The 24369-nt window shown below is 46.4% G+C and carries 23 protein-coding genes and 1 pseudogene; 22 read left to right on the top strand and 2 right to left on the bottom strand.

The features are described 5' to 3' along the window. Nucleotides 1–12: 12 nt before the first annotated feature. The 19 genes and pseudogenes from rplS to dnaE all read left to right on the top strand — a co-directional run bounded on the left by rplS (nt 13) and on the right by dnaE (nt 18682). A complete protein-coding gene (gene rplS / locus IEV16_RS01510; protein WP_188363889.1) occupies nt 13–369 on the top strand; it encodes a 50S ribosomal protein L19 in 357 nt (118 codons plus the stop codon). Between the two features lie 20 nt (nt 370–389). Next, the gene (gene rpmB / locus IEV16_RS01505; protein WP_188363888.1) at nt 390–626 is read left to right on the top strand and encodes a 50S ribosomal protein L28; all 237 of its coding nucleotides are present in this window, start codon (nt 390–392) and stop codon (nt 624–626) included. 2 nt (nt 627–628) lie between these two features. Next, complete coding sequence (gene rpmG, locus IEV16_RS01500) at nt 629–784, top strand: 50S ribosomal protein L33 (protein WP_188363887.1); 156 nt, start codon at nt 629–631, stop codon at nt 782–784. Nucleotides 785–938: 154 nt separating this feature from the next. Beyond that, nucleotides 939–1730: pseudogene (gene rpsB / locus IEV16_RS01495) on the top strand (30S ribosomal protein S2); the annotation flags it as partial. 316 nt (nt 1731–2046) lie between these two features. After that, a complete protein-coding gene (tsf, locus tag IEV16_RS01490; protein ID WP_188363885.1) occupies nt 2047–2925 on the top strand; it encodes a translation elongation factor Ts in 879 nt (292 codons plus the stop codon). Next, nucleotides 2915–3646 carry a UMP kinase gene (gene pyrH, locus IEV16_RS01485; protein ID WP_188363884.1) on the top strand — a complete coding sequence of 244 codons (732 nt, stop codon included), beginning with the start codon at nt 2915–2917 and terminating at the stop codon, nt 3644–3646. Before tsf ends, pyrH begins: the two co-directional genes overlap by 11 nt. A gap of 14 nt (nt 3647–3660) precedes the next feature. After that, nucleotides 3661–4218 (top strand): ribosome recycling factor, encoded by a 558-nt coding sequence (frr, locus tag IEV16_RS01480; RefSeq protein ID WP_188363883.1) that lies wholly within the window; start codon nt 3661–3663, stop codon nt 4216–4218. A gap of 16 nt (nt 4219–4234) precedes the next feature. Then, the gene (uppS, locus tag IEV16_RS01475) at nt 4235–4948 is read left to right on the top strand and encodes a polyprenyl diphosphate synthase (protein ID WP_229728206.1); all 714 of its coding nucleotides are present in this window, start codon (nt 4235–4237) and stop codon (nt 4946–4948) included. Further along, nucleotides 4941–5735 (top strand): phosphatidate cytidylyltransferase, encoded by a 795-nt coding sequence (locus IEV16_RS01470; RefSeq protein ID WP_188363882.1) that lies wholly within the window; start codon nt 4941–4943, stop codon nt 5733–5735. The genes uppS and IEV16_RS01470 overlap by 8 nt, the downstream gene beginning before the upstream one ends. Beyond that, a complete protein-coding gene (gene dxr / locus IEV16_RS01465) occupies nt 5732–6904 on the top strand; it encodes a 1-deoxy-D-xylulose-5-phosphate reductoisomerase (protein WP_188363881.1) in 1173 nt (390 codons plus the stop codon). The genes IEV16_RS01470 and dxr overlap by 4 nt, the downstream gene beginning before the upstream one ends. A 4-nt stretch (nt 6905–6908) precedes the next feature. Next, complete coding sequence (gene rseP / locus IEV16_RS01460) at nt 6909–8273, top strand: RIP metalloprotease RseP (protein ID WP_188363880.1); 1365 nt, start codon at nt 6909–6911, stop codon at nt 8271–8273. A 10-nt stretch (nt 8274–8283) separates the two neighbouring features. Further along, a complete protein-coding gene (gene bamA, locus IEV16_RS01455) occupies nt 8284–10755 on the top strand; it encodes an outer membrane protein assembly factor BamA (RefSeq protein WP_188363879.1) in 2472 nt (823 codons plus the stop codon). Nucleotides 10756–10799: 44 nt separating this feature from the next. After that, nucleotides 10800–11282, top strand: a complete 483-nt coding sequence (locus IEV16_RS01450) for an OmpH/Skp family outer membrane protein (RefSeq protein WP_188363878.1) — start codon at nt 10800–10802, stop codon at nt 11280–11282. A gap of 8 nt (nt 11283–11290) precedes the next feature. Further along, nucleotides 11291–12304 carry a UDP-3-O-(3-hydroxymyristoyl)glucosamine N-acyltransferase gene (gene lpxD / locus IEV16_RS01445; RefSeq protein WP_188363877.1) on the top strand — a complete coding sequence of 338 codons (1014 nt, stop codon included), beginning with the start codon at nt 11291–11293 and terminating at the stop codon, nt 12302–12304. After that, nucleotides 12297–12758 carry a 3-hydroxyacyl-ACP dehydratase FabZ gene (gene fabZ / locus IEV16_RS01440; protein WP_188363876.1) on the top strand — a complete coding sequence of 154 codons (462 nt, stop codon included), beginning with the start codon at nt 12297–12299 and terminating at the stop codon, nt 12756–12758. Before lpxD ends, fabZ begins: the two co-directional genes overlap by 8 nt. Further along, a complete protein-coding gene (gene lpxA / locus IEV16_RS01435; protein ID WP_188363875.1) occupies nt 12755–13525 on the top strand; it encodes an acyl-ACP--UDP-N-acetylglucosamine O-acyltransferase in 771 nt (256 codons plus the stop codon). Before fabZ ends, lpxA begins: the two co-directional genes overlap by 4 nt. Continuing rightward, nucleotides 13525–14664, top strand: coding sequence for a lipid-A-disaccharide synthase (gene lpxB / locus IEV16_RS01430; protein ID WP_188363874.1), 1140 nt, complete (start codon nt 13525–13527; stop codon nt 14662–14664). Before lpxA ends, lpxB begins: the two co-directional genes overlap by 1 nt. Next, entirely contained in the window at nt 14661–15227 is a 567-nt protein-coding gene (rnhB, locus tag IEV16_RS01425) for a ribonuclease HII (RefSeq protein ID WP_188363873.1), read from the top strand. The genes lpxB and rnhB overlap by 4 nt, the downstream gene beginning before the upstream one ends. Next, on the top strand, nt 15224–18682 hold the full coding sequence (gene dnaE, locus IEV16_RS01420; protein WP_188363872.1) for a DNA polymerase III subunit alpha: 3459 nt from the start codon (nt 15224–15226) through the stop codon (nt 18680–18682). The genes rnhB and dnaE overlap by 4 nt, the downstream gene beginning before the upstream one ends. A gap of 1 nt (nt 18683) precedes the next feature. Here dnaE and IEV16_RS01415 read toward each other — a convergent pair whose 3' ends face one another. Continuing rightward, entirely contained in the window at nt 18684–19256 is a 573-nt protein-coding gene (locus IEV16_RS01415) for a hypothetical protein (RefSeq protein ID WP_188363871.1), read from the bottom strand. A gap of 3 nt (nt 19257–19259) precedes the next feature. Further along, nucleotides 19260–20342 carry a ferrochelatase gene (gene hemH / locus IEV16_RS01410; protein ID WP_308610915.1) on the bottom strand — a complete coding sequence of 361 codons (1083 nt, stop codon included), beginning with the start codon at nt 20340–20342 and terminating at the stop codon, nt 19260–19262. Nucleotides 20343–20484: 142 nt separating this feature from the next. Between hemH and IEV16_RS01405 the strand changes: the two genes are divergently transcribed. Genes IEV16_RS01405 through IEV16_RS01395 form a run of 3 tightly spaced genes read left to right on the top strand, consistent with a single transcriptional unit; the run spans nt 20485 to nt 24334 of the window. Continuing rightward, nucleotides 20485–21159 carry an arylesterase gene (locus IEV16_RS01405; protein ID WP_188363869.1) on the top strand — a complete coding sequence of 225 codons (675 nt, stop codon included), beginning with the start codon at nt 20485–20487 and terminating at the stop codon, nt 21157–21159. Next, nucleotides 21156–21833 carry an ABC transporter ATP-binding protein gene (locus IEV16_RS01400; protein WP_229728205.1) on the top strand — a complete coding sequence of 226 codons (678 nt, stop codon included), beginning with the start codon at nt 21156–21158 and terminating at the stop codon, nt 21831–21833. Before IEV16_RS01405 ends, IEV16_RS01400 begins: the two co-directional genes overlap by 4 nt. Further along, nucleotides 21830–24334 carry an ABC transporter permease gene (locus IEV16_RS01395; protein WP_188363868.1) on the top strand — a complete coding sequence of 835 codons (2505 nt, stop codon included), beginning with the start codon at nt 21830–21832 and terminating at the stop codon, nt 24332–24334. Before IEV16_RS01400 ends, IEV16_RS01395 begins: the two co-directional genes overlap by 4 nt. The last annotated feature ends 35 nt before the right edge of the window (nt 24335–24369 follow it).

Here is a 24369-nt window from a genome sequence, read left to right as displayed (position 1 = left end):
AGAGATTAAATCATGAGTGACATTATTAAAGAATTAGAAGCGGCGCAATTACGCAGTGATTTGCCGAAGATTAATCCCGGCGACACCGTTGAAGTGGGTGTTAAAGTGGTTGATGGTAACCGCGAGCGTGTTCAGAACTTTGAGGGTGTGGTCATTGCCGTGCGTAACCGCGGTATTAATTCAGCCTTTACCGTGCGTAAAATTTCATACGGTGAAGGGGTTGAGCGTGTGTTTCAGACCCACAGCCCGATGATTGCTGATATTAAAGTGAAGCGCAGAGGTAAAGTGCGACGAGCCAAACTTTACTACTTACGTGGTCTTGAAGGTAAAGCGGCGCGCATCAAAGAAAAGCTGGGCGCTAAAAAATAACACGATAAGAGAGAATAGTTATGTCAAGAGTATGCCAGGTTACTGGAAAAAGAACGGTTATGGGCAACAATGTATCCCATGCCATGAACAAAACTCGCAGACGCTTTCTGCCAAATATTCAAACCCATCGTTTTTGGGTTGAAAGTGAAAACCGATGGGTGAGATTGCGTATTTCGGCCAAAGGTATGCGGGTTATCGATAAGAAGGGAATTGATGCCGTATTGGCTGAAATTCGTCACCGTGGAGAAAAGGTGTAATTATGCGAGATTTAATTAAACTGGTGTCGAGTGCCGGAACCGGTCATTACTACACCACCGACAAAAATAAAAAGAACACACCTGACAAAATGGAAATGAAAAAATATGATCCGGTTGTCAGAAAGCATGTTATTTATAACGAAAAGAAAATTAAATAAGCCGATTGCGGCTGAAATGATCGGTAACAATTGTTTTTGAGTTGTTACTTAATGTCTGCAAAGATCAGCATTTATAACCGGGTGCCCGATTCAAAGTCGGGTTGTTATGATGGATCTTTGTATTGAATTAACCCTAACAATAGGAAAATAAACTATGGCAAACGTCACTGTCCAACAGCTGCTGGAAGCTGGTGCTCATTTTGGGCACAATACCAGATACTGGAATCCCAAAATGGCCCCTTATATCTTTGGTGCCAGAAATAAAATCCACATCATTGATTTACGCGAAACCCAATCACTGTTTAATGATGCCTTAAATTTCATGGGTACCATCGCATCACGACGCGGCAAGATTTTGTTTGTGGGCACCAAGCGTGCTGCCAGCAAAGCCATTCGTGAAGAAGCCATGCGTTGCGGTATGCCTTTTGTTTCACACCGCTGGCTGGGTGGTATGCTCACTAATTACAAAACCGTTAAAGCCTCGATTAACCGTTTAAAAGACATTGAAGCCATGCAGGAAGACGGTCGCATGGAGCGTTTTGTGAAAAGAGAGCAACTGGCTTTGGATCGTGAACGTGAAAAATTAGAAAAAACCCTGGGCGGTATAAAAGACATGAAAGGTCTGCCGGATGCTTTATTTGTGGTTGACACGAAGTTTGAGTCGATTGCCATCAAAGAAGCCAAAGCGCTGGGCATTCCTGTTGTGGCTGTGGTGGATACCAACAATTACTATAAAGACGTGGAATACATGATTCCGGCCAATGATGATGCCATGAAAGCGATTCGTTTGTATGCGGCCACAGTGGCTGATGCCATCCTTGAAGGTAAAGCCTCAATGCAAATATCGGGTGCTGATGAAGCGTCAGAGAAAAAAGATAAACCTGCGGTGAAAAAGGCCAAAACCACGAAAAAAACGGCCCCAAAACAAACTGATAAAAAAGAAGACACTGAGTCTAAAAAAGCGGATGATGATAAAAGCGACGAGAAAAAAGCCGATAAGGCCGATGCTGATGCAGATAAGAAATCCGCTGAATCAGAAGAGTCCGCAGTTAAGGTGACCAAAAAGAAAACCACCAAGAAAAAAACCACCAAAAAAACAACGAAGAAAAAAACCACCAAAAAGAAAACCACCAAGAAAAAAGTCGCTAAAAAAGAAGGTGACGAGTAATTGAGGTTTTGGGCAGGCTCGTTACCATGAGTCTGCCAATTGATTTAATCTAAATGCAGTTAAAAACTGCGGTTTACACAGTGAGGTAATGATTATGAGTATTACAGCAGCAATGGTCAAAGAACTGCGAGAAATCACAGGTGCCGGCATGATGGAATGTAAAAAGGCGCTGGTGGAAACCAATGGTGACATTGAAGTGGCCGTTGAAAATTTAAGAAAATCAGGGGCAGCTAAAGCCGCCAAAAAATCGGGTCGGGTTGCCGCTGACGGCATTATCAAAGTGGCCACAGCCGATGACAACAAATCAGCTTATATTGCTGAAATTAACTGTGAAACCGATTTTGTGGCCAAAGACAGCAACTTTTTGCAGTTTGCAGATACCTTAATTCAAGCTGCTTTAGACAACAATGTTGATTCTGTGGAAGCACTGATGGCTTGCGAAGTGGACGGTAAGAACTTGGAGCAGGCGAGAACCGACCTGGTGGCTAAAATTGGTGAAAACATCCAATTGCGTCGCATTCAGAAAGTGGTTGCCGCAGATGGACAGGTTGGCAGCTATTTGCATGGAAAAAACATTGGTGTGTTGGTGGCGGCCACCGGTGCCGATGAGGATTTAATCAAAGACTTGGCCATGCACGTGGCCGCCTCAAATCCGCAGTATGTGGATGCAGATGAGGTGCCCGCAGATGTATTGGAAAAAGAAAAAGAAATCTTAGTGGCGCAAGCACAGGATTCAGGTAAACCGGCTGAAATCATTGAAAAAATGGTTGAAGGTCGTATCCGTAAATACCTGGCAGAAATCACTTTAAAAGGTCAGAATTTTGTCAAGGATCCGGATGTAACCGTGGCTAAATTGTTGAAAAATAATCAGGCAGATGTGCTAAACTTTGTTCGGTTTGAAGTGGGCGAAGGCATCGAGAAAGGTGAAGACAACTTTGTCGAAGAGGTCATGTCGCAAGCACGTGGAAAATAATAATACTGATACGTTAAAATATAAGCGCATTCTCCTGAAATTATCAGGAGAAGCGCTACTGGGTTCTGAAGATTACGGCATTGATCCGGAAGTGATCAATCGTTTATCTCATGAAATTAGCCGGGTTCATCAGTTAGGTGTTGAAATCGGTATTGTCATCGGTGGTGGCAATATTTTTCGTGGTGAGGGCCTGAGTAAATCGGGTATTGACCGAGTCACCGGCGATCACATGGGCATGCTGGCCACCGTGATGAATGCCCTGGCTTTACAAAATGCGCTGGAAAAGCAAGGCAATAAAGTGCGGGTGATGTCAGCCATTGGCATCCATGAAGTGTGTGAAGATTACATTCGCCGACGTGCCATTCGTCATTTAGCCAAAGGTAATATCGCCGTATTTGCCGCCGGCATCGGCAATCCTTTTTTTACCACGGACTCTGCTGCCAGTTTACGTGCCATAGAAATCAATGCGGATATTGTTTTAAAAGCCACCAAAGTGGACGGCATCTATTCAGCCGATCCGGTCAAAGACAGCAAAGCCTTTAAATACGATCATTTAACCTATGATGAAGTGATTGAGAAAAAACTGGCGGTGATGGACACCTCGGCTGTTGTCCTGTGTCGTGACCGCAATATGCCGATTCGAATTTTTGATATCAACCGAGAAAATGCCTTGATGGACATTGTACAGGGCAGTAATATCGGCACCATTGTAACCGCCTGATAAACGGAGTAACTATGATTAGTGATGTGATTAAAGAAGCCAAACAGCGTATGGATAAAACCATTGAGGCTTTGCGCAATGAACTTAAAGGCGTCCGCACAGGTCGTGCTAACACCAATTTACTCGATGGTATTATGGTCGACTATTACGGCACCGCATCAGCCTTGAATCAGGTGGCCAATGTGGCGGTTCAGGATGCCAGGACATTAACCGTGACCCCCTGGGAAAAGAACATGATTGAGCCGATTGAAAAAGCCATTATGGCATCTAATCTGGGTTTGAATCCGGTGAGTGCCGGTATGGTGATCCGTATTCCCTTGCCACCGTTAACAGAAGAGCGTCGTAAAGAGCTGGTTAAAATGGTGGGTCAAATCGCGGAGAACTCCAAAATCAGTATTCGCAATCTGCGGCGGGATGCCAACAGTCAATTAAAAACCATGGAAAGTAATAATGAGCTAACCGAAGATGATCTGCGCGGCGGCGAAAAACAAGTTCAAGAAGTCACCGATGAATACATAAAGAAAGTTGAAAATGTGGTGGCAGAAAAAGAACACGAGTTGATGGATATATAAGCATTGGGAGTCAGCCGTGAATATTCAGCACATCGCCATTATCATGGACGGCAATGGTCGCTGGGCAGCCCTTCGAAAACGTCCCCGCAGCTGGGGGCACAAGGCCGGCGTTAAAGCCGTCAAATCCACCCTTGAAGCCTGTGTTAAAGCAGGCATCGGTCACCTCACATTATTTGCTTTCAGCAGCGAAAACTGGCGTCGTCCGCCGACAGAAGTTAATCGTTTAATGACCCTGTTCTTAAATTCGCTGGAAAAAGAAAGTCCCGAATTAAACCAACAGGGTGTGGTGATTCGGTTCATTGGAGACTTAACGGCATTTTCCGATAAATTACAAAGCAAAATGGCTGAAGTGTCTGCCTTAAAACCACTGAAACAAAAACTGATGCTCAATGTCGCCGTCAATTACGGCGGTCGCTGGGATATAACCGAAGCAGCCAAAAAACTAGCCCAAGAACATAAACAAGGCAAAGTTGCTTTGTCTGATATTAATGAATCAAATTTCAGTGCCTACACTTGTCTGGCGAATCAGCCGCCGGTGGATATTTTGATACGAACCGGTGGCGAACTACGCATCTCCAATTTTTTGCTGTGGCAGTCTGCTTACACGGAACTGTTTTTTATAGACACGCTGTGGCCGGATTTTGATGAGACGGTGTTACAATCGGTGTTAACAGATTTTCAAAAACGTGAACGCCGATTTGGCCAAACCAGTGAGCAAATCAATGCTTAAACAACGCATCATCACCGCATTGGTGTTAGCCCCTTTATTTTTACTGGCAGTTATTTATGGTCAAAAGCTGTGGTTTGCCGCAATGGTTTTACTGATTGGCTCGGTGGCTATTTATGAGTGGTTGAAAATTAACCGGCTTCCGCCGGCCTTGGCGATATTGAATGCGCTGGTTGTCGGGGTGTTAACCGCTTTTTTGATGCAGTTTTTGCCGCAGCCGGTGACCCACTATGTTGTTGCCGCTGTACTCATATGGGTGCCGGTCAGTGTGTGGTTGGCCCGTCACCGTTGGGGTTATGCACAAACCGGCATGCAGATTATGGTGAAAACCTTGTGCGGGGTAACGGCAATCGTCTTGTTTATGCTCAGTCTGCAACAGCTGCATCAGCATGAAATGGGTGTATTTCGAGTTTTGAGTGTGGTGTTTTTAATATGGGTGGCTGACATTGGTGCTTATTTTAGCGGAAAAAATTTTGGGCGGCGCAAATTGGCCCCCGCTATATCACCGGGCAAAACCTGGGAAGGGGTGATCGGCGCCCAGATTGCCGTGGCGATTTATGCAGGTGTATTGGCCGTATTGTTTGATTTAAATGCCCTGAAGCTGGTGCCGGTGATGATGCTCGTGGCCTTACTTTCGGTGGTGGGTGATTTGGCCGCCAGTCTGGGTAAACGCCAGGCTAAGGTTAAAGACAGTTCACATATTTTGCCGGGACACGGTGGCGTCCTGGATCGTTTTGACAGCATGATTATTGCAGGGCCTGTTTATTTAATTTTATTGAGTGTGCTATGAAGCAGGTGGCCATACTGGGTGCGACCGGATCCATCGGAGACTCGACCCTCGCCGTGATTCGCTGTCACCCAGATAAATTTAACGTCCACACCCTGAGTGCACACCGCAACAGTGACAAGATTCTGGCACTGATTGAAGAGTTCGCGCCCAAGCACGTTATCATAACCGATGAGACGGCTTACCGGACGGTGGCTCAATCCTGTAACCAGACCCATACATCTTTGTATTGTGGCGCAAATGCGCTGAATGCGGCGGTGCAGGACACAGCCATTGATATGGTGGTGGCTGGCATTGTGGGTAACGCCGGCATGGCCTCGGTGATGTCAGCGGTTGAGGCCGGTAAAATATTGCTGTTGGCGAATAAGGAATCGATTGTAACGGCCGGGGCTTTGGTGATGCCGCTGGCCGAAAAAAGCGGGGCCCAAATTATTCCTTTAGACAGTGAGCACAATGCCATTTATCAGTGTTTACCAAATCAATACCGCACCGGTCACAGGCCTCAATCTGTGGCACATCTCACCCTGACCGCATCCGGCGGGCCGTTTTGGAATACCCCGGTATCGGATTTTGAATCCATCACGCCGGCACAGGCGGTGGCCCATCCGCAATGGGATATGGGTGCAAAAATATCTGTTGATTCAGCCACCTTAATGAATAAAGGTCTTGAAGTAATAGAAGCCCATTGGTTGTTTAACATGCCGGTTGAACATATTCATGTACTTATCCACCCGCAGAGTATCGTCCATTCGATGGTCAATTATGCAGATGGTTCCGTGCTGGCGCAAATGGGTACACCGAATATGCAAATCCCTATTTCACATGGTCTGGGATTGGGACAGCGCTTAAGCAACCGGGCTGATTTGCTGGAACTGTCAGAAATTGGTGCGTTACAATTTTTTGCGCCTGATGTGAAGAAGTTTCCGAATCTGGCACTGGCACGTCAGGCGATAAAAACCGGCGGTACCGCACCGGCTATTTTAAATGCCGCCAATGAGGTGGCTGTGGCGGCCTTTTTAGAAGAAAAAATTCACTTTACGAAAATTTCCGATATCAATGATAGAATGCTGAATTCCATGCAAATAGAAGACGTTGAATCTGTGCCACAACTCATTGAATTAGACAGTATCGTTCATCGCCGGACACGTGATTTTATCAGACGTTTAGGGTGATGGTATGCTGACGGTATTAACAAGTGTATTCTGGCTCATCATCACCCTGGGGGTTTTGGTGACTTTCCATGAACTGGGCCACTTTCTGCTGGCCCGTTTGTTTGGTGTTCGGGTGTTGCGATTCAGTGTTGGTTTCGGCAAACCCTTGTGGTCCCGCTTTGACCGTCATGGTACTGAAATCGCGGTGGCCCCCATTCCTCTGGGTGGTTACGTTAAGTTGTTGGATGAACGGGACTGCGAAGTCAGTGCGGCGGATAAGCACCGGGCCTATAACCACAAACCCGCCTGGCAGAAATTTCTGATTATGTTTGCAGGTCCCGCGTTTAATTTTATTCTGGCTTTTGTCTTGTATTGGATGATGTTTGTGGTGGGAAAACCGGAAATAAAACCCACCTTGGGAGAACCCGTTAAATTGATGGCAAGTGCCGGATTTTCAGATAAAGATCAATTGATTGAAGTGGACGGTGAACCAATTAACACCTGGTCCGATGTTTCCATGTATCTGATCACCGCCGGCTTGGATCATCGCGATATCAAGGTCACGGTAAAAACAGCCCGAGGCAGTTTACAGGAAAAAACTTTGCCGTTATCCAAACTGCCACAGGGTATTAAAGAGACCGAGATGATGACAGCCATAGGCTTGCAACCCTGGCGTATGCCGGTGCCGGCCATTATGGGTGATTTGTCACCACAATTGCCAGCCGCACAAGCGGGTTTACAATCCGGAGACCTCATAACAGAAGTCAATGGAACGACCGTGAAGGATTGGTATGACTTGAGTGAAAAAATCGGTCAGACCACAGCGCCGGTTCGCTTGAGTTATATGCGCAATGGTCAGACAAAAAAAGCGGTTATCGAAACGTTTGCCACAGACCCGGACAACCCCAAACGCCAAGTAATCGGAATCCGACCAATGCAGCCTGATGAACAGGTGCGTGAATATGCCCAAAGTCTGTATTATGAATTATCTTATGGTCCGGTTAAAGCGATTCCCATGGCCTGGCAAGAAATGCTGAAAATAACTGGTAAATCCATCGAGATGATAGGTAAACTGTTGCAAGGTAAAGCCTCGTTAGATAATTTATCCGGACCGATTACCATTGCCCAGGTGGCCGGCGACTCGGCGGCCCGTGGTTTTTCCTGGTATTTGTCATTTCTGGCATTGATCAGTTTGAGTCTGGGTATAATTAACTTGTTGCCGGTGCCGATGCTGGACGGAGGTCAGATTTTATTTTTGCTGTTTGAAAAAATAAAAGGCGCTCCCCTAAGCGAACGTTTTGAAGTCCGTGCTCAATTGGTGGGTATGATGTTATTGGTCAGTTTAATGACCTTGGCAATATACAACGATATTTTAAGAACATTATCCTAAAAAATAGTCTATGAAAAAAATAATTTTACTTGTGCTGTGTTTGGCCAGCTTTGCGGTCAATGCGTTTGAACCTTTTGTGGTAGAAGACATTCGTATTATTGGCGCCGACCGTATTTCCCAGGGCACCATTTTTTCACATTTACCGATGGAACGTGGCGATGAAATAGATGCGCAAATGGTCAGAAACGGAATTCAGGGACTATTTTCGACCGGCTACTTCAGTGACATTAAAATGTCCAGAGACGGTCAGGTTCTGATTATCACTGTGGAAGAGCGTCCTGCGATTGCCACCATCAGTATCAGCGGAAACAAAAGTATAAAAACCGAAGAGTTATTGGTTGGTCTTGAAAATATTGGTCTGGCTGAAGGGGAGGTTTTTAATGAATTGGAATTGGAACGTGTTAAAAATGAATTGATTCAACAGTTTTTTTCGCGCGGTAAATACAATGTTAAAGTGGACACAAAATACAAAAACCTGGACCGCAACCGGGTTTTAATCACCATCAATATTGATGAAGGAAAATCGGCCAAAATCAAGCACATTAAAATCGTCGGAAACACTATTTACAGTGATGAAGAACTGATTGATGGTTTTGAATCGGACACCAGTAACTGGTTGTCATGGTATTCACAAGATGACCAGTACTCAAAAGAAAAACTCAACGGTGATCTGGAAAAACTAAAATCTTATTATATGGACCGCGGGTATGTGAACACCGAGATTGAATCTGTGCAGGTCACCATCAGTCCAAATAAAAAAGATATATTTATCACCATTAACATCCAGGAGGGCGATCAGTATACTTTTGGTGAACAAAAACTCACCGGAGAATTGATTTACGACAAAGCGGTGATGGAAAAATATTTGTTTACCAAAGAAGGCAATACCTTTGCCCAAAATTTAATTGAAATTTCGGTCAATAATTTCAAAGGGGTGTTATCGAACCGCGGTTATGCCTTTGCGGAAATTGAGCCGGTGACCCAGATCAATGAAGACGATAAAACTGTGGACGTCACTTACTACGTGAAACCGGGTAAACGGGTTTATGTCAGACGCATTAATTTTATTGGTAATATCAAAACCAAAGACGAAGTGTTAAGACGTGAAATGCGTCAGTTCGAAGGTGCCTGGTTCTCTCAGGCTCTGGTGGACCGTTCTAAACTTCGGTTACAGCAAAAACCCTATGTGGAAGAAATTGAAATTGAAACCCCGCGGGTGCCCGGCAGTGAAGATCAGGTGGATGTGAATGTTAAAATTAAAGAACGTAATTCCGGGCAGTTTCAGTTTGGTCTGGGTTATTCACAGGTCAGTGGTTTAAATTTATCCGGCAGTGTTTCACTGGCTAATTTTTTAGGCAGTGGCAATTCAGTGTCGGTGGCCGTCAACACCAGTGATTATTACAACCGGGTCAATCTCTATTATGAGAACCCTTATTTTACGGATGACGGTATTTCTTTGGGTTACAGTTTGAATTTCACTGACATTGATCAGGGCGAGGCCAATATTGCCAGATACAATGCCACCAATGGTAGTTTGGGCGTCAATATGTCATTCCCCTTAACTGAATATGACCGATTGTACACGTCGATGGCATATGAACGTGTCTCACTGCGAGCCAGACAAGGCTCTACGGCTGACGCCATTATTGATGAATTACTGGATTTAGGCGGTTATGCGTATTATTGTTTGCCCACAACGCGACCTGAAGATGATGCGGATCTGCCACCATTAACAAGTCAATGTTTTGCAGATGGCATCATTCCACCAGCCACCGGTGTTGAAGGTGAAACCATCTTAAGTCCTTATCAATACCGACGCGCTTTTACACTATACAAAACCACCGCCCGATGGGCCCGTGACAGCCGTAACCGGTTTTTTAACCCGACACGAGGCGCCTATCATTCAATTGGTTTCGAAGCCAGTTTACCCAGCAGTACCGCTGAATTCTATAAAATCAATTTCAAAGAAAATATCCTGTTCCCGCTGACCGATAAATTAACCCTTTCATTGCGGGGTGAAATTGGATATGGTGAGGGTTACGGTGACACCAACAGTCTGCCATTTTTTGAACATTTTTTTGCCGGTGGTGTGAACTCAGTACGTGGGTATGATGATAATACCCTGGGCCCTAAATCATTGGTCGGTGAAGTGCCAGGAACTTACGATCACTTACCGTTGACTTCACGGCCCGGTGATCCGGTGGGTGGCCAATTTAAGGTTATCGGTTCAGCCGAAGTGGTGTTTCCCACACCGTTTGCAAAAGATTCGAATACCGCGCGATTAGCGTGGTTCTTTGATGCCGGTAACGTGTTTGATTCTTATGATGATTTTGAAGCCAGAGAGTTGAGAATGTCCACCGGAATTGCGTTAAAATGGCAGGCGCCGGTGGGGCCGATTGTGATTAGTTATGCCTATCCGTTTAATTCGGATAAGTACGATCGCAAGGAGCGATTGCAATTTACCTTTGGTAATACGTTCTAAATATGAAACAGGTGAGTGCTCAATTAATATGTATGATAGGCCTGATGACCTTGATTCATTCAGGTGTCCGCGCTGCCGATAAAATCGGTTACGTGGACATGAATATATTGATCAATAACTCGCCCCAAATTTTGGACGCCAACCAGTCACTGACCCGTGAATTTGAAGCCCAGAACAATGAAATTTCGCAGCAGGAATCGGATTTGCAGGTGTTGGAAGACAGCATTCGTCAGGAGGGTAATTTTATGACCCCTGATGAGCTCGCAAAATTACAAGAACGGGCCCGTATTTTAGAACGCCAGGTGCGGCGTTCTAAAGAGGATTTAAAAGACGCCATCACCATCCGCAATTCACAATTGGTGGATGAAGTCCAGAATGAAATAAAGCGTGTGGTGGCTGATTATGCCAAAGCCAACGGATATGATGTGATTTTAATCAGTGCCATTTTGTATGCCAATGAACGCATTGACATCACCGACGAAATTCTGGCTCAGTTACGCCGGGAATATAACAATCCGCAACCTTAGTTAATCTCATGACCTCTCTGGCACAACTGGCATCTCATTTTGATTTGGCTTATGAAGGCGACGGTGAGGTTGACATTAGCCGGGTGGCCACTTTGTCAGGCGCACAACCCGGCGAAATCAGTTTTTTAAGTAACCGCCGATATTTGGGGGATCTGGCCAAAACGACCGCTTCTGCAGTTATTCTGGCGCCTGAATTTTCAGGCAAATACAGCGGCAATAAACTCATCAGCAATCAGCCTTATGTCACCTTTGCCAAAGTCGCTGAATTTTTTGCGCCCCACCGGGCCAAACCAGATGGGATTCACCCCAAAGCCCATATTGACGCCACCGCTGAATTAGCCGATGATGTCAGTATCGGTGCTTTTAGTGTGGTTGGTGCGGATGTGAGGATTGATGCCGGTGTGCAAATCGGTAATCGGGTTTCGATTGGAGCAGGCTGTTACATCGGTGCCGGCTGTGTGATTAAATCCGGGGTGGTGATTGAACATGATTGTCAACTGGGTGAACGGGTCACCTTGCATCCCGGGGTGGTGATTGGGGCCGATGGCTTCGGTTTAGCCCGCGACCATGACCGTTGGCTTAAAATCCCCCAGACCGGCCGGGTTATTATCGGCGCTGATTGCAGTGTTGGGGCCAATACCACCATTGATCGGGGTGCCATTGAAGACACGGTTTTGGCCGAAGATGTGCATTTAGATAACCAGATTCAAATTGGCCATAATGTGAAGATTGGCGCACATACCGTCATTGCCGGCTGTGCTGCAGTGGCCGGTTCGGCTACAATTGGTGCCAACTGTTTGATTGGCGGTGGTGCCGGAGTGGTCGGTCATATTTCTGTATGTGATGGCGTCACCATTCAGGCCATGGCACTGGTGACTAAAAGTATTCGCCAGCCCGGCATTTACGGGTCAGTGGCACCCCTGCAGGAAAACAGCCAATGGCGTAAAACAGCGGTGCGCATCAAACAATTGGATGACATCGCCAGACGACTCAATAAAATAGAGAGAACAACTGATGACTGAAGAACTCACAAGCCCCAAAAGTATCGATGTCGAACACATCATGGCGTTAATTCCGCACCGTTATCCATTTTTACTGGTTGATCGTGTTTTGGACTACCAGGCGGGTGAGTGGATTAAAGCAGTCAAAAATGTAAGCTTTAATGAACCGCAGTTTACAGGTCATTTTCCCGGTCATCCGGTGATGCCCGGTGTTATGGTGATTGAAGCCATGGCGCAAGCGTCGGGGGTATTGACCCAGCTCAGTCGTTCCGGTCGCAGTGACGATGCCTTATTTTATTTGGTGAAAGTGGATAATGCCAAATTTACGCGTGTGGTGGTGCCAGGTGATCAGCTTATTTTTGAATGTCAGATTAAGAAAGTGATCAAAAATATGACATTGTACCAATGTAAAGCCACGGTTGACGGTCGGATGGTGGCCAAAGCCGAATTGTTGTGTGCTGAGAAATCAAAATGATTCACCCCACCGCCCTGATTGATGACAGTGCTGAAATTGGCGACAACGTGCGTATTGGTCCTTATTGTGTGATTGGTGCCGATGTAAAAATTGGCGCAGGTTGTGAACTCAAGTCGCATGTGGTTATCGGGCCGCACTCAGAATTGGGTGAACACAATGTGGTCTATCCTTTTGCCTGTTTGGGTGAAGCGCCGCAGGATAAAAAATTCAGCAATGAACAAACCCGGTTAAAAATTGGTAACCATAACACCATTCGTGAATATGTCACCATGAACCGGGGTACGGTGGATGACCGGCATATAACGGAAGTGGGTAACGATAACTGGATTATGGCTTATGTGCACATAGCCCATGATTGCGTGGTGGGCGATCACACCATCATGGCCAATGGCACAACCCTGGCCGGTCATGTTCACATTGGCAACCATGTTATTTTGGGCGGTTTTACTAAAATTCATCAATTTTGCCGTGTGGGGGACCATGCTTTCACCGCCATGGACACCGCCATGCAAAAAGATGTCCCGCCTTTTGTGATGGCGCATGGCAGTCCGGCCAAACCACGCGCGATTAATTTTGAAGGTTTAAAGCGGCGGGGGTTTTCCAAAGAGCGCATTCGTGCCATTAAAAATGCCTACAAAACCATTTATCAATCAGAAATGAGCTTGCGTGAATCGCTGGACGCGTTAGCGGATTTAGCGGATGCGTCTGAGGACATGCGTTTGATGGTTGATTTTGTAAAGGCATCCAAGCGCAGTATTATTCGCTGATGTCTGCAAGACACCAGACCATAGCGGTGGTGGCCGGGGAAGCTTCCGGCGAATTGCTGGCTATTGACCTCATTAAACAACTCAAATTACTGCGACCTGAATTACACATTATCGCAGTGGGCGGAGACAAAATTGCCCAATTGGATGTGGCTATGCTGGCCGATAATGCCGCTTTTCAAGTCATGGGTCTGGTGGAAATACTGGCCGATTTACCGGCATTAATCAAAGCCAAAAATCGACTGGTTGATCAATTATTGGTTAAAAAACCCGATTTATACATCGGCATTGATGCGCCGGAACTTAATTTTGCCATTGCCAAAAAATTACACCGAAAAGGCATTCAAATAGTGCATTATGTCAGCCCCTCTGTGTGGGCCTGGCGTCCCAAGCGGGTGTATAAAATGGCCCGCTTTATTGATTATTTATTAACCCTGTTGCCCTTTGAGCCGGCTTTGTATGCTGACACCGCCATCAAAACCCGTTTTGTGGGTCATCCTTTGGCACAACAAATCCCGCTTAAAATAGACAAAAACCGGGCGAAAAATGATTTGGGCTTAAAGCCAAATCAAATGACGCTGGCCCTGATGCCGGGCAGTCGTCGCCGTGAAATTGAAATCCTGATGCCGTATTTTGCCGCGTGTGCACAGCAGTTGGTACAGCCGGATTGGCACATTATCAGCAGTGCGGTGAGCCCTGAAAAACAACAAATGGCGGCTGACATAGCACAACAATATGGATTGAATGTGCACTGGGTTGAAGACAGTCAGGCGGTGTTAAAAGCGGCTGATTTTGCTTTGGTTGGTTCAGGGACCGTGGCCTTAGAAGCCATGTTGTGTAAAACACCGATGGTGGTGGCTTACAAAATTGCTGCTTTGAGTTATCATATTGTGCGTTTATTTAAGTTAATGCAATTACCTTATTATTCATTGCCGAATGTTTTATATGGCGGTTTTTTGGTACCTGAAGTGATGCAAAAAGATTTATCCGTGGCGCAATTGTTGTTAACCACCCGGCAATGCTTACAACATCAACAACGCCAATCAGTGCGGGCAGATTTTGAACGACTGCACCGTCAACTGCTGCCCCCGGTCAATGGCAGTGCCGCTCAGGCAATTGCTGACATTCTGGGAGACTTATGATAGCCGGTGTGGACGAGGCCGGACGCGGGCCACTGGCAGGACCGGTGACGGTGGCTGCGGTGATATTAAAAACCATTCCTGCCGGCCTCAATGATTCTAAAAAACTCAGTGAAGCCAAACGCCTGGCATTGTTACCGGCCATCAAAGCTGCGGCCGTCAGCTGGTCAGTGGTGGATGTTTCGCCAAAAGAAATTGATGCCAGGAATATTTTGCAGGCCACGTTATGGGGCATGCAGCAAGCGGTGTTGCAGTTAAAAAAAACGCCACAAGAGGTGCTGGTGGACGGCAACCGCGAGCCTAATCTGGTGATACCCTGTCGCGCCATTGTGGGTGGTGATGGCCTGGTGGCTTGTATTTCAGCGGCCTCAATTATTGCCAAATGCCACCGCGATGCGCTGATGCAAGCCGCACATCTTCAGTTTCCGCAATATGGTTTTCATCAGCACAAAGGTTATCCGACCCGGGCACATATGACGGCCTTGCAACGTTATGGGCCCTGTGATATTCACCGACGCAGCTTTGCGCCGGTGAAAGCGGCACAACAGTCGGGGTTATTTTTATGAGCGAATCTCGGTTTGTTCATTTAAATGTACACAGCGAGTACGCCATCACCGATTCAACCATCCGTATTCCGCAGCTGGTTGAAACGGTTCGGGCTATGGGTATGTCGGCGGTGGCACTGACAGACACCAATAACCTGTTTGCCGCCCTTAAATTTTACCAGGCCGCCAAGAAAGCCAAAGTCAAACCGATTATCGGCGCCGATATTACGGTGCTGGATCCGGCCCTGGACATCGGCACCTTTGAAGTGACTTTATTGTGCCAGAATCGCATCGGCTATCTGAATTTAAGCCGCATCATTTCCCAGGCCCAACGGCACAGTGATGACCGGGGTCAGGTGTATGTTGAAAAGGCTTTTTTGCAGTCACATTCCGAGGGATTAATTTTATTGGCGGATTCAATGGTCAGCGACCTGGGCTGCCTAATTCAGCAAAGACAATTAGAAGCGGCTTTGGAAATCATGTTGGATTGGCGGTCGGTATGGGGCGATCGCTTTTATGTGGCAATATCAAAAATTGAGCGCAGCGGAGAGTCTGCTTGTCATGATGCCGCCTTATATATGGCAGCCCATCAAAACATACCGTTGGTGGCCAGCGGGCGTTGCCGGTTTTTACAGCCGGAGGATTTTGAAGCGCATGAAGCGCGGGTGTGTATCAACAGCGGTCATATCGTGGCCGATCGAAATCGGCCCCATCATTATACCGAACAACAATATTTAAAAACACCGGAACAAATGGCGCAGCTGTTTGCAAAATTTCCCTGTTTGCTGGAAAACACGTATTACATTGCTCAGCGTTGCAATTTTGATTTTGACGGTGAAGAATATTACCTGCCGGATTTTCCGATTCCTGAAGGTGAAACCATTGACAGTTATTTTGCCCGGCTTTGCCGATCGCAACTGGCTGAATTCCTGTTGTCGGATCGGCGCGATCCGAATTACAGTGACGAGGACTATAAAGAACGCCTTGAACTGGAAATTAAGGTCATTTTGGACATGGGGTTCCCGGGCTACTTTTTGATTGTATCGGACTTCATCCGGTGGTCAAAAGACAACAAGATTCCGGTGGGGCCGGGACGTGGTTCCGGCGCCGGCTCGCTGGTGGCTTATATGCTCAAAATCACCGCGCTCGACCCGCTCACCTATGAATTGTTATTTGAGCGGTTTTTAAATCCCGAACGTATTTCCATGCCCGATTTCGATGTGGACTTTTGCATGGACCGGCGTGATGAGGTGATTGCTTATGTGGCGGATAAATACGGCCATGAAAAAGTCAGTCAGATTATCACTTTTGGATCCATGAACGCCAAAGCGGTGGTGCGTGATGCCGGTCGGGTACTGGGTTATCCCTATCCGGTAACCGATGGCATTGCCAAACTCATCCCCAATGATCTGGGTATGACCTTATCAAAAGCCATGACCGCAGCACCTGATCTGGCTGCCTTGTATGAAGATGACGATGAAGCCAGAGAAATCATTGATTTATCCTACAAATTAGAAGGTTTAAAGCGTAACGTCGGTAAACACGCCGGCGGCGTGGTGATTGCCCCCAGTGCCATCAGTGATTTTTGTCCGATTTATATTGAGCAACAATCACAAAGTGTGGTCAGTCAGTTTGATAAGGATGATGTGGAAAGTATTGGACTGGTTAAATTTGACTTTTTGGGTTTGCGGACACTCACCATAATTGATTGGGCCGTACAGGCCATTGTCGCCGAGACCGGAAAGCAATTGGACATTGAAAAAATACCCTTGGACGATGCCAAAACCTTTCGTCTGATGCGCACCGGCAACACCACCTCAGTGTTTCAATTGGAGTCACCGGGGATGCAATCTTTGATTGGCCGCTTAAAACCGGGCACTTTTGAGGACATTATTGCTTTGGTGGCCTTGTACCGACCCGGACCGTTGGATTCCGGAATGGCAGACACCTATGTGAAATGTAAGCATGGGCAAGAAACGCCTAATTACATGCATGAAGATCTGACTGAAATACTAGAACCCACCTACGGCGTGATTTTGTACCAGGAGCAGGTCATGCAAATTGCCCAGGTACTGGCCGGATTCACTTTGGGTGGTGCGGATATTTTGCGCAAAGCCATGGGTAAGAAAATTGTTGAAGTGATGGAACAACAAAAGCAGGTCTTCATTGATGGTGCGGTGGCACGTGGTGTGGATGAAGCCCTGGCTGCCCATATTTTCTCGCAGATCGAAACTTTTGCCGGTTATGGTTTTAATAAATCTCACTCAGCCGCATATGCCTTAGTGGCTTACCAAACCGCTTATTTAAAAGCCCATTATCCGGTGCATTTTATGGCGGCGGTGTTATCAGCGGATCTGAATAACACGGATAAAATTGCCAAACAGTTGTATGATATCCGTGCCATGGGCATTCATGTTAACCAGCCGGATGTCAACCGATCATTCTATCGCTTTAAAGCAATAAATGGCGCCATTCAATATGGTCTGGGCGCCATTAAAGGGGTCGGTGAGGGCGCAATAGAAGATATTGTACAGGCACGAGAGAATGAGGGCGACTTTACCTCGTTCAGCGATTTATGTGGTCGCGTCAACTTAAGTAAAGTCAATAAACGCAGTTTAGAAGCACTGATAAAAGCCGGTGCTTTTGATCAGTTGCATGACAATCGCAGTCAACTGTTGGCAGGAATGGAGCAGGTCATTAAAGCCTCAGAGCAACAAAATAAAGACAAGCAGGCCGGACAGTTTGATTTGTTTGGTGGTGGACAGGCCAATACCACGTATAGCGATATCAAGCTGCCAGCGGCACAAAAAGAAGCCTCTTTAAAGAGGTTATTGGCAGAAAAATCTGTTCTTGGATTTTTCTTAAGCGGTCACCCCATGGACGATATCCGCGAATGTCTACAACATGTCCTGAGTTTTCCGCTGGATCATTTTCACCAGATGAAAATCAACAGCGAAAAACCACGAGGCTTTCGGGTGTTGGGCATGGTGGCGGGTGTACGTCCGGGATTTAACCAAAAAATGAAACTGCTTTTAAATGACCACAGCGGTGATTTCGACTTTACCTTACCGCCGCAGCTGTATGCCGAATGTGAAGAACAATTAAAGCAACACGCGGTGGTGATGGTCAGTGGAGAAGCCGGTCTGAAAACATTCAAAAACCGCCAGGGTGACGGTGATAACGAAGTTTTTGTGGTTTCGGTGAATGAGCTGTTGACACTGGATCAGGCATTGGCTATGTATTGTAACCACATTTGTTTGGTGTCTTATAAAAACAGTCATCGGTTAATCGATGATTTGACTGACTTATGTGGACAATTTGGTCCCGGAAAAACCAGACTCTATGTTCATTATCGTCACCAGGGCAAACAAACCAATCTTGAAATAGGTGAGCAGTTTTCCGTTCGCGTCAACCAGCAATTTATCCAACAGGCGCTTAGTGCACCGTCCATACAAAAAGTACTGGCCAAAAAATAACTTATTCCGCGTTGACGGGTAACTCTTTTTGCTGTGGATGATAGCTTAATCCATGGTCATCAATATTGACTTCAAATACCCTATTCTTGCCCAGTCGTTTCACCAGATGTTTGATGTTTAATATCTGTGGTCTGGTTTTTTTATCCCCGTAATGGATTGTGATGGTCGGGTTGGTTGTGAGAATACCGATGGTGATGTCTTCGTTTGTTTGTGCGGCAATGTGGGTTTTAAAACGTTGTCTGTTGTGTTTAACCAGCACCTCAACAGCCTTCTGTTGGCCGATGTAACTGATATGAAGCGTGACTTTCGGTTGGCTGAATTGGTAAGCATGTTGAGCCAACCACCACGCCATTCCGGCATGCGGTACAAACCGGGACATGATATCCACCCCGAAATAACGGATAAACAGCATGAAAAGAGCGAACATAAAAGCGCTTAATGAAAACAGCAGTAACAACCCTCGCAAAAAGTCTGTGAAGCTCAATTGACCGGGCGTGGCGTCAGGAATATAGACCCAAAGCAAAACCCAAAACAAGGCCACTAAGGCAAAAAAAGCAACGGACTTTCTGAACATGGTTTAATTGTCTCGGTTGAAGGGATGCTGTTTATGGCGTTTGGCTGTGTCTTTTTGAAAGCCAGTTTCAGTTTTATCAAGCCCTCGACTGTGTTGTTTGATGAGTTCTGACAACAAATGAATATGCTCTTTTCGATCATTTAATGCCGGAATATAGCTGAAAGATTCGCCACCTGCAGCCATAAAGTAATCCCGGTTCTCAACAGCAATTTCTTCCAGGGTTTCTAAACAGTCCGCGGCAAACCCCGGACAAATGACCTGGACAGCTTTTATGCCCTTTTCAGGCAGGCTTTTTAAAGTGGCATCGGTGTATGGTTGCAGCCAGGGTTCACGACCGAAAATGGACTGAAAACTGACACGGTATTCATCGTCTCTTAACCCCAGACGTTCCGCCAGCAAACGGCCGGTTTTATGGCATTCACAATGGTAAGGATCGCCGTTGTGCAAGTATCGTTGCGGTATACCGTGAAACGACATCAGTAAAAACTGTTTGCCATGGTGTTGCTGGTGTTCAACGACACTTTTCGCCAGAGCGACGATATACAAGTCGTGGTCATGGTAATGGCTGATAAACCGGATATCCGGTAACCAGCGACGCTGTTGGTACACCTTTGAAACGGCATCAAAAATAGACGCCGACGTGGTGGCTGAATATTGCGGATAGAGCGGTAAAATGATGACGGACCGTGCACCTTGTTGTTGCAAACGATCAAGGCCTGTGTCGATGCTCGGTTCGCCATAACGCATGGCCAGTTCAACAACGTAGCCATCGTCTAAGACGTGTTGTAAAGCCTGATGTTGCAACTGGCTAATGTGCAGTAAGGGCGACCCGGTGTTTTCGCCCAGTTCATCCCAGATACCGGCATAGGCTTCGGCCGATTTCTTTGGTCGGATATTGAGAATGACGGCATTTAAAATCAACAACCACAACCAGCGCGGCCCTTTAAACTCAACCACCCGCGGATCGGATAAAAAGGATCTTAAATAGCTTTTCAAGGCGGTTTTGGTGGGGGCTTCCGGGGTGCCCAGATTGACCAGTAAAACGCCTGTTTTTCCGGGGGCGCCGTGTTCATAACGGGGATTCATAAATTCCATGATACAGTCAATAATAAAAAACACCTATTGTAACGGTTAGACGCCAAAAAAACGTCGATATTGACACTTCATTAACGCCACACAGGCATAATAACATTCTTGTTAAAACAAAAATCGTCACCACATTAAATTTATGAAAATAATTCAATATGGACTGTGGATGATTTTGGCAATGGGTATGACGGCTTGCCAGGAATCAACACCACCCAATCAACCCCAAGAAACAACAAGTCAGACGGCTCATAGTGATTATGTCATTATGGCTTTGGGAGATTCTCTGACCGAGGGCTTGGGAGTCGATGAAAATCATAACTACCCGGCCATTTTGCAACAGCAAATAAGCGCTGAAGGCTTTAAAAATGTTCAGGTGGTGAATGCCGGATTAAGCGGTGAAACCAGTACCGGTCTGTTGAATCGGCTGGATTGGGTGATGCAATTAGAACCGGACTTAACGGTTTTGAATATTGGCGCCAATGATGCCATGCGTGGTCTGGATTTGGCTTTGACTGAACAAAATATTCGCACCATTATTAAAAAACTGCGTAACAATGACAGTGATGTGATACTGGCGGGAATGGAAATTTACGATAATTTAGGACGTGACTATGTCAGTGGATTTAAAGACATGTATGTACGCATTGCCGAAGACTTAAAGGTGCCATTCATTCCGTTCTTTTTAGCCGGTGTGGCCGGTCAGACGGAATATAACCAGAAAGATGGCATCCACCCGAATCAAGCCGGTTACCGGCTTATTGTTGAAAATAACATCTTACCCATAGTCTTAGATCACTTAGAAAAAAACAAATGATGACTCAAATTCAATCCGCGGTTCTGCAGGCCGAGCATTTAAGTAAATCCTTTCAAATCGAGCAAACCGGTATTTCGGTGATAAAAAACGTGTCTTTAGAAGTCAAGGCCGGAGAATTTGTCGCGATTATGGGTAAATCAGGTTCGGGGAAATCCACCTTATTAAGTTTATTGGCCGGTCTGGATTATCCTGACAAGGGTCGTGTCCTTTTAAATCAGGATGACTTAACTTTGATGGATGAAGAACAACTGGCATTGAAACGTCAACGCGATATGGGCTTTGTGTTTCAATCGTTCCACCTGATTCCCACACTTACTGTGACTGAAAACGTCTCATTCCCATTACAAATTGCCGGTCTTGTTGATGATGACCGTGTCGATGAACTGCTCAATGCCGTCGATTTAAACCACCGTCGTGACAGTTTGCCGCATCAGTTATCCGGTGGTGAAAAACAACGCACCGCATTGGCCAGAGCCCTGGTATCAAAACCAAGTATTGTCTTTGCCGATGAGCCCACCGGTAATCTGGATGAAAAAAACGCTCAACAGGTGATGGACTTATTGATTAACCTCCAGCAAAGCTTCGGTAGCGCATTGGTGGTGGTGACCCATGATCAGGCGGTGGCTGACCGGGCTGACCGGGTGATAACCATTGTTGACGGGCACACCGTATGATGGGCAGTTTGGGCCGTAAAATGCTTAACCGTGCCTGGTTTGGTCAGCCAGTGTACCCTTTGTTATTCGGATTAAGCCTGTGGGTTTCTCTGGCCGCTTATCTGACACTGGATTCTCTGCAACAGTCCGTGGATGATTACATTGAACACAATCAGTTAGCCATGGTCGGCGGTGATTTAATCATGTCGGCCAGACAACCCTGGCCGGATGATGTGCAGCAAAAGATGGCAGAATTGCCGGCATCCGATGTGGTTTATGATTATCAATTTAATGCCATGTTGTATGCCAATGAACAGTCCTTATTGGCACGAATCAAAGCAGTCACACCCAGTTATCCACTGTATGGTGAAGCCACGGTGGCTTCAGGACAGGCGTTGTGGCAATCGGTGCAACCGGGCCAGGTGGCTGTGGAAGCACAGGTACTCAGTGGATTAAATCTATCGGTCGGTGATCGCGTACAACTGGGCGAAGCATCTTTTATCATTGCCGATGAGTTAACCGCTGAACCCGATCGGCCCTTAACCGCATTCGGTTTTGGTGCACGGGTGTTAATGCATGCCGATGACTTACCCCAAACTGAGTTAATGGGACAGCGCAGTCGCGTTGGTTACCGGATTGAAATGAAGCTAAACCCGGCGCAACTAATCCGCTGGAAAAATGAACTGACAACACTGATTGGCAGCCGAGAAATCAAAGTGCAGACAGCTGCTGAATCCGATACCGCCCTGGCCAATGTGTCCACAAATTTTCTGGTTTTTTTGAAATTGTTGGTGGTGGCTGTGGTGGTATTGTCCGGGGTCGGATTATTCAGTGTCATGAAAGCATTTATCCGCAGTCAACAAAACAGCAATGCCATTCGTCGTGCTCTGGGTGAACAGATGCGACCCATGAAACAAACTTATTACCGCTTATTTATTGTCATGGCGCTGTTATCTGCGCTGGTGGCGTTTGCGCTCAGCTATGCTTTTTTAATATTTTCTGAAGATAGTTTTAGTCAGTTTTTACCGGCGGATATTGATATTTATATCGCCTGGCAAAGCGTACTAAAAATAACCGTGATAGCCGTGGCCATGACCTTATTGGTCAGTTATCAAAGTCTACGGTTACTGGCGCGGGTTAAGCCGGTGGCCGTGTTACAGCAGCAAAAAATTCCCCGCCACAGGCAAACTCGTGCCTGGGGCTGGTTTATGATTGTGGTGCTGGCGGTTTTAACTTTAATGGTCATTGAACTGGATTCTGTATGGCGTGCCTTGCAGCTCACCGGCGGACTGATTGCTGTATTAGTCATTTTTTGGTTATTAAGTTTGCTGTTATTAAAGGGACTGAAATGGTTGGTCAACCATGGATGGATTAGGCACTGGTTAAGTCGCTTAGCGATTCAAAATGTGTTCCGTAAAGGAAACCATTCTGTGTTGTTTTTCACGACTTTATCTCTGGCGGTCATGGTGATGATGATTGTGGCGTTATTAAATCACAGCATTGATCGTCAATTAATCAGCACGTACCCGGAAGATGCGCCGAATATGTTTTTACTGGATGTCCAGACTGAGCAGCATGAAAAACTGAATGACATGATTAACGCTCCGGTGACTTATTATCCGGTGGTCAGAGCGCGTATTAAGACAGTGAATGGTGTCAGTGCAGACGTGCTGAAAGATCAACTTGGGACGTATGATGATATTGGACGGGTCTTTAACCTCAGTTATGCCAATGAATTACTGGACACAGAATACCTCAAAGCCGGCCATAATAACCAGTTATTCACTGATTGGGCTGATGATGCGGTGGTACCCTTGTCGATTTTGGCCAGTATAGCCGAATATTTGCAGGTGGATATTGGCGATGACATCACCTTTAATATACAGGGGGTCTACCTGACCGGCCGTATCAGTAGTATTCGGGCCCGCTATGAACGCGGCCCCAATCCGTTCTTTTATTTTATTTTCCCGCCTGAGGTGTTGGCAAAAGCACCCCAGATTCAATTCGCCACCACCCGTGTAGCCGATGAACGCGTGGTGGCTTTACAAACCCAAATTGCCCAAACTTTTCCGGGAATCACCACCTTAGATGGTGCCGCCATTGCCCGTCAGGTGAAATCCTTTGTCGGACAACTCAGTCAGTTGGTCACCTTATTCACCGGATTGGCGGTGATCGCGGGTTTTATGGTTCTGTTGACATCGTTATTATCCACTTCCCAGGATCGCTTACAGGACAGTGCCTACTTTCGTTTATTGGGCATGCGCACCCGGCACCTGTATGCCATTAATGTCATTGAAATGAGCGTACTGGGCCTACTGGCCGGATTCTTGGGTACACTATTGGCGATATCTGTCAGTTATTGGATGGTAACCGTTTGGTTTAATTTGCAGTTCAGTCTACCCGTGACCAAAGTTGTCATAGGCGGGTTTATTTTGTGGTTTCTGTTGGCCGCTATTGCATTAATATACGGACGTATGGTCATCGGTCGTCGGGTCATGCAAAGAATCAGACAAATGGTGTAAGGAAGCGGCCAACATCGCCTGCGTAATTGCGGTAA

Origin of the sequence: Marinicella pacifica (assembly GCF_014636635.1) — a bacterium.
Taxonomy (GTDB): Bacteria; Pseudomonadota; Gammaproteobacteria; order Xanthomonadales; family Marinicellaceae; genus Marinicella; species Marinicella pacifica.
The sequence above is the reverse complement of the archived record's forward strand: the minus strand, read 5'-3'. Positions and strand labels throughout refer to the sequence as shown.

Coding starts and splice junctions, on each gene's coding strand:
- rseP (WP_188363880.1), top strand. CDS start 6,909: ATGCTGACGGTATTAACAAGTGTATTCTGGCTCATCATCACCCTGGGG.
- frr (WP_188363883.1), top strand. CDS start 3,661: ATGATTAGTGATGTGATTAAAGAAGCCAAACAGCGTATGGATAAAACC.
- IEV16_RS01400 (WP_229728205.1), top strand. CDS start 21,156: ATGATGACTCAAATTCAATCCGCGGTTCTGCAGGCCGAGCATTTAAGT.
- rnhB (WP_188363873.1), top strand. CDS start 14,661: ATGATAGCCGGTGTGGACGAGGCCGGACGCGGGCCACTGGCAGGACCG.
- rpmB (WP_188363888.1), top strand. CDS start 390: ATGTCAAGAGTATGCCAGGTTACTGGAAAAAGAACGGTTATGGGCAAC.
- IEV16_RS01405 (WP_188363869.1), top strand. CDS start 20,485: ATGAAAATAATTCAATATGGACTGTGGATGATTTTGGCAATGGGTATG.
- lpxB (WP_188363874.1), top strand. CDS start 13,525: ATGTCTGCAAGACACCAGACCATAGCGGTGGTGGCCGGGGAAGCTTCC.
- bamA (WP_188363879.1), top strand. CDS start 8,284: ATGAAAAAAATAATTTTACTTGTGCTGTGTTTGGCCAGCTTTGCGGTC.
- lpxD (WP_188363877.1), top strand. CDS start 11,291: ATGACCTCTCTGGCACAACTGGCATCTCATTTTGATTTGGCTTATGAA.
- tsf (WP_188363885.1), top strand. CDS start 2,047: ATGAGTATTACAGCAGCAATGGTCAAAGAACTGCGAGAAATCACAGGT.
- IEV16_RS01395 (WP_188363868.1), top strand. CDS start 21,830: ATGATGGGCAGTTTGGGCCGTAAAATGCTTAACCGTGCCTGGTTTGGT.
- lpxA (WP_188363875.1), top strand. CDS start 12,755: ATGATTCACCCCACCGCCCTGATTGATGACAGTGCTGAAATTGGCGAC.
- hemH (WP_308610915.1), bottom strand. CDS start 20,342: ATGAATCCCCGTTATGAACACGGCGCCCCCGGAAAAACAGGCGTTTTA.
- dxr (WP_188363881.1), top strand. CDS start 5,732: ATGAAGCAGGTGGCCATACTGGGTGCGACCGGATCCATCGGAGACTCG.
- IEV16_RS01450 (WP_188363878.1), top strand. CDS start 10,800: ATGACCTTGATTCATTCAGGTGTCCGCGCTGCCGATAAAATCGGTTAC.
- IEV16_RS01470 (WP_188363882.1), top strand. CDS start 4,941: ATGCTTAAACAACGCATCATCACCGCATTGGTGTTAGCCCCTTTATTT.
- rplS (WP_188363889.1), top strand. CDS start 13: ATGAGTGACATTATTAAAGAATTAGAAGCGGCGCAATTACGCAGTGAT.
- rpmG (WP_188363887.1), top strand. CDS start 629: ATGCGAGATTTAATTAAACTGGTGTCGAGTGCCGGAACCGGTCATTAC.
- fabZ (WP_188363876.1), top strand. CDS start 12,297: ATGACTGAAGAACTCACAAGCCCCAAAAGTATCGATGTCGAACACATC.
- dnaE (WP_188363872.1), top strand. CDS start 15,224: ATGAGCGAATCTCGGTTTGTTCATTTAAATGTACACAGCGAGTACGCC.
- IEV16_RS01415 (WP_188363871.1), bottom strand. CDS start 19,256: ATGTTCAGAAAGTCCGTTGCTTTTTTTGCCTTAGTGGCCTTGTTTTGG.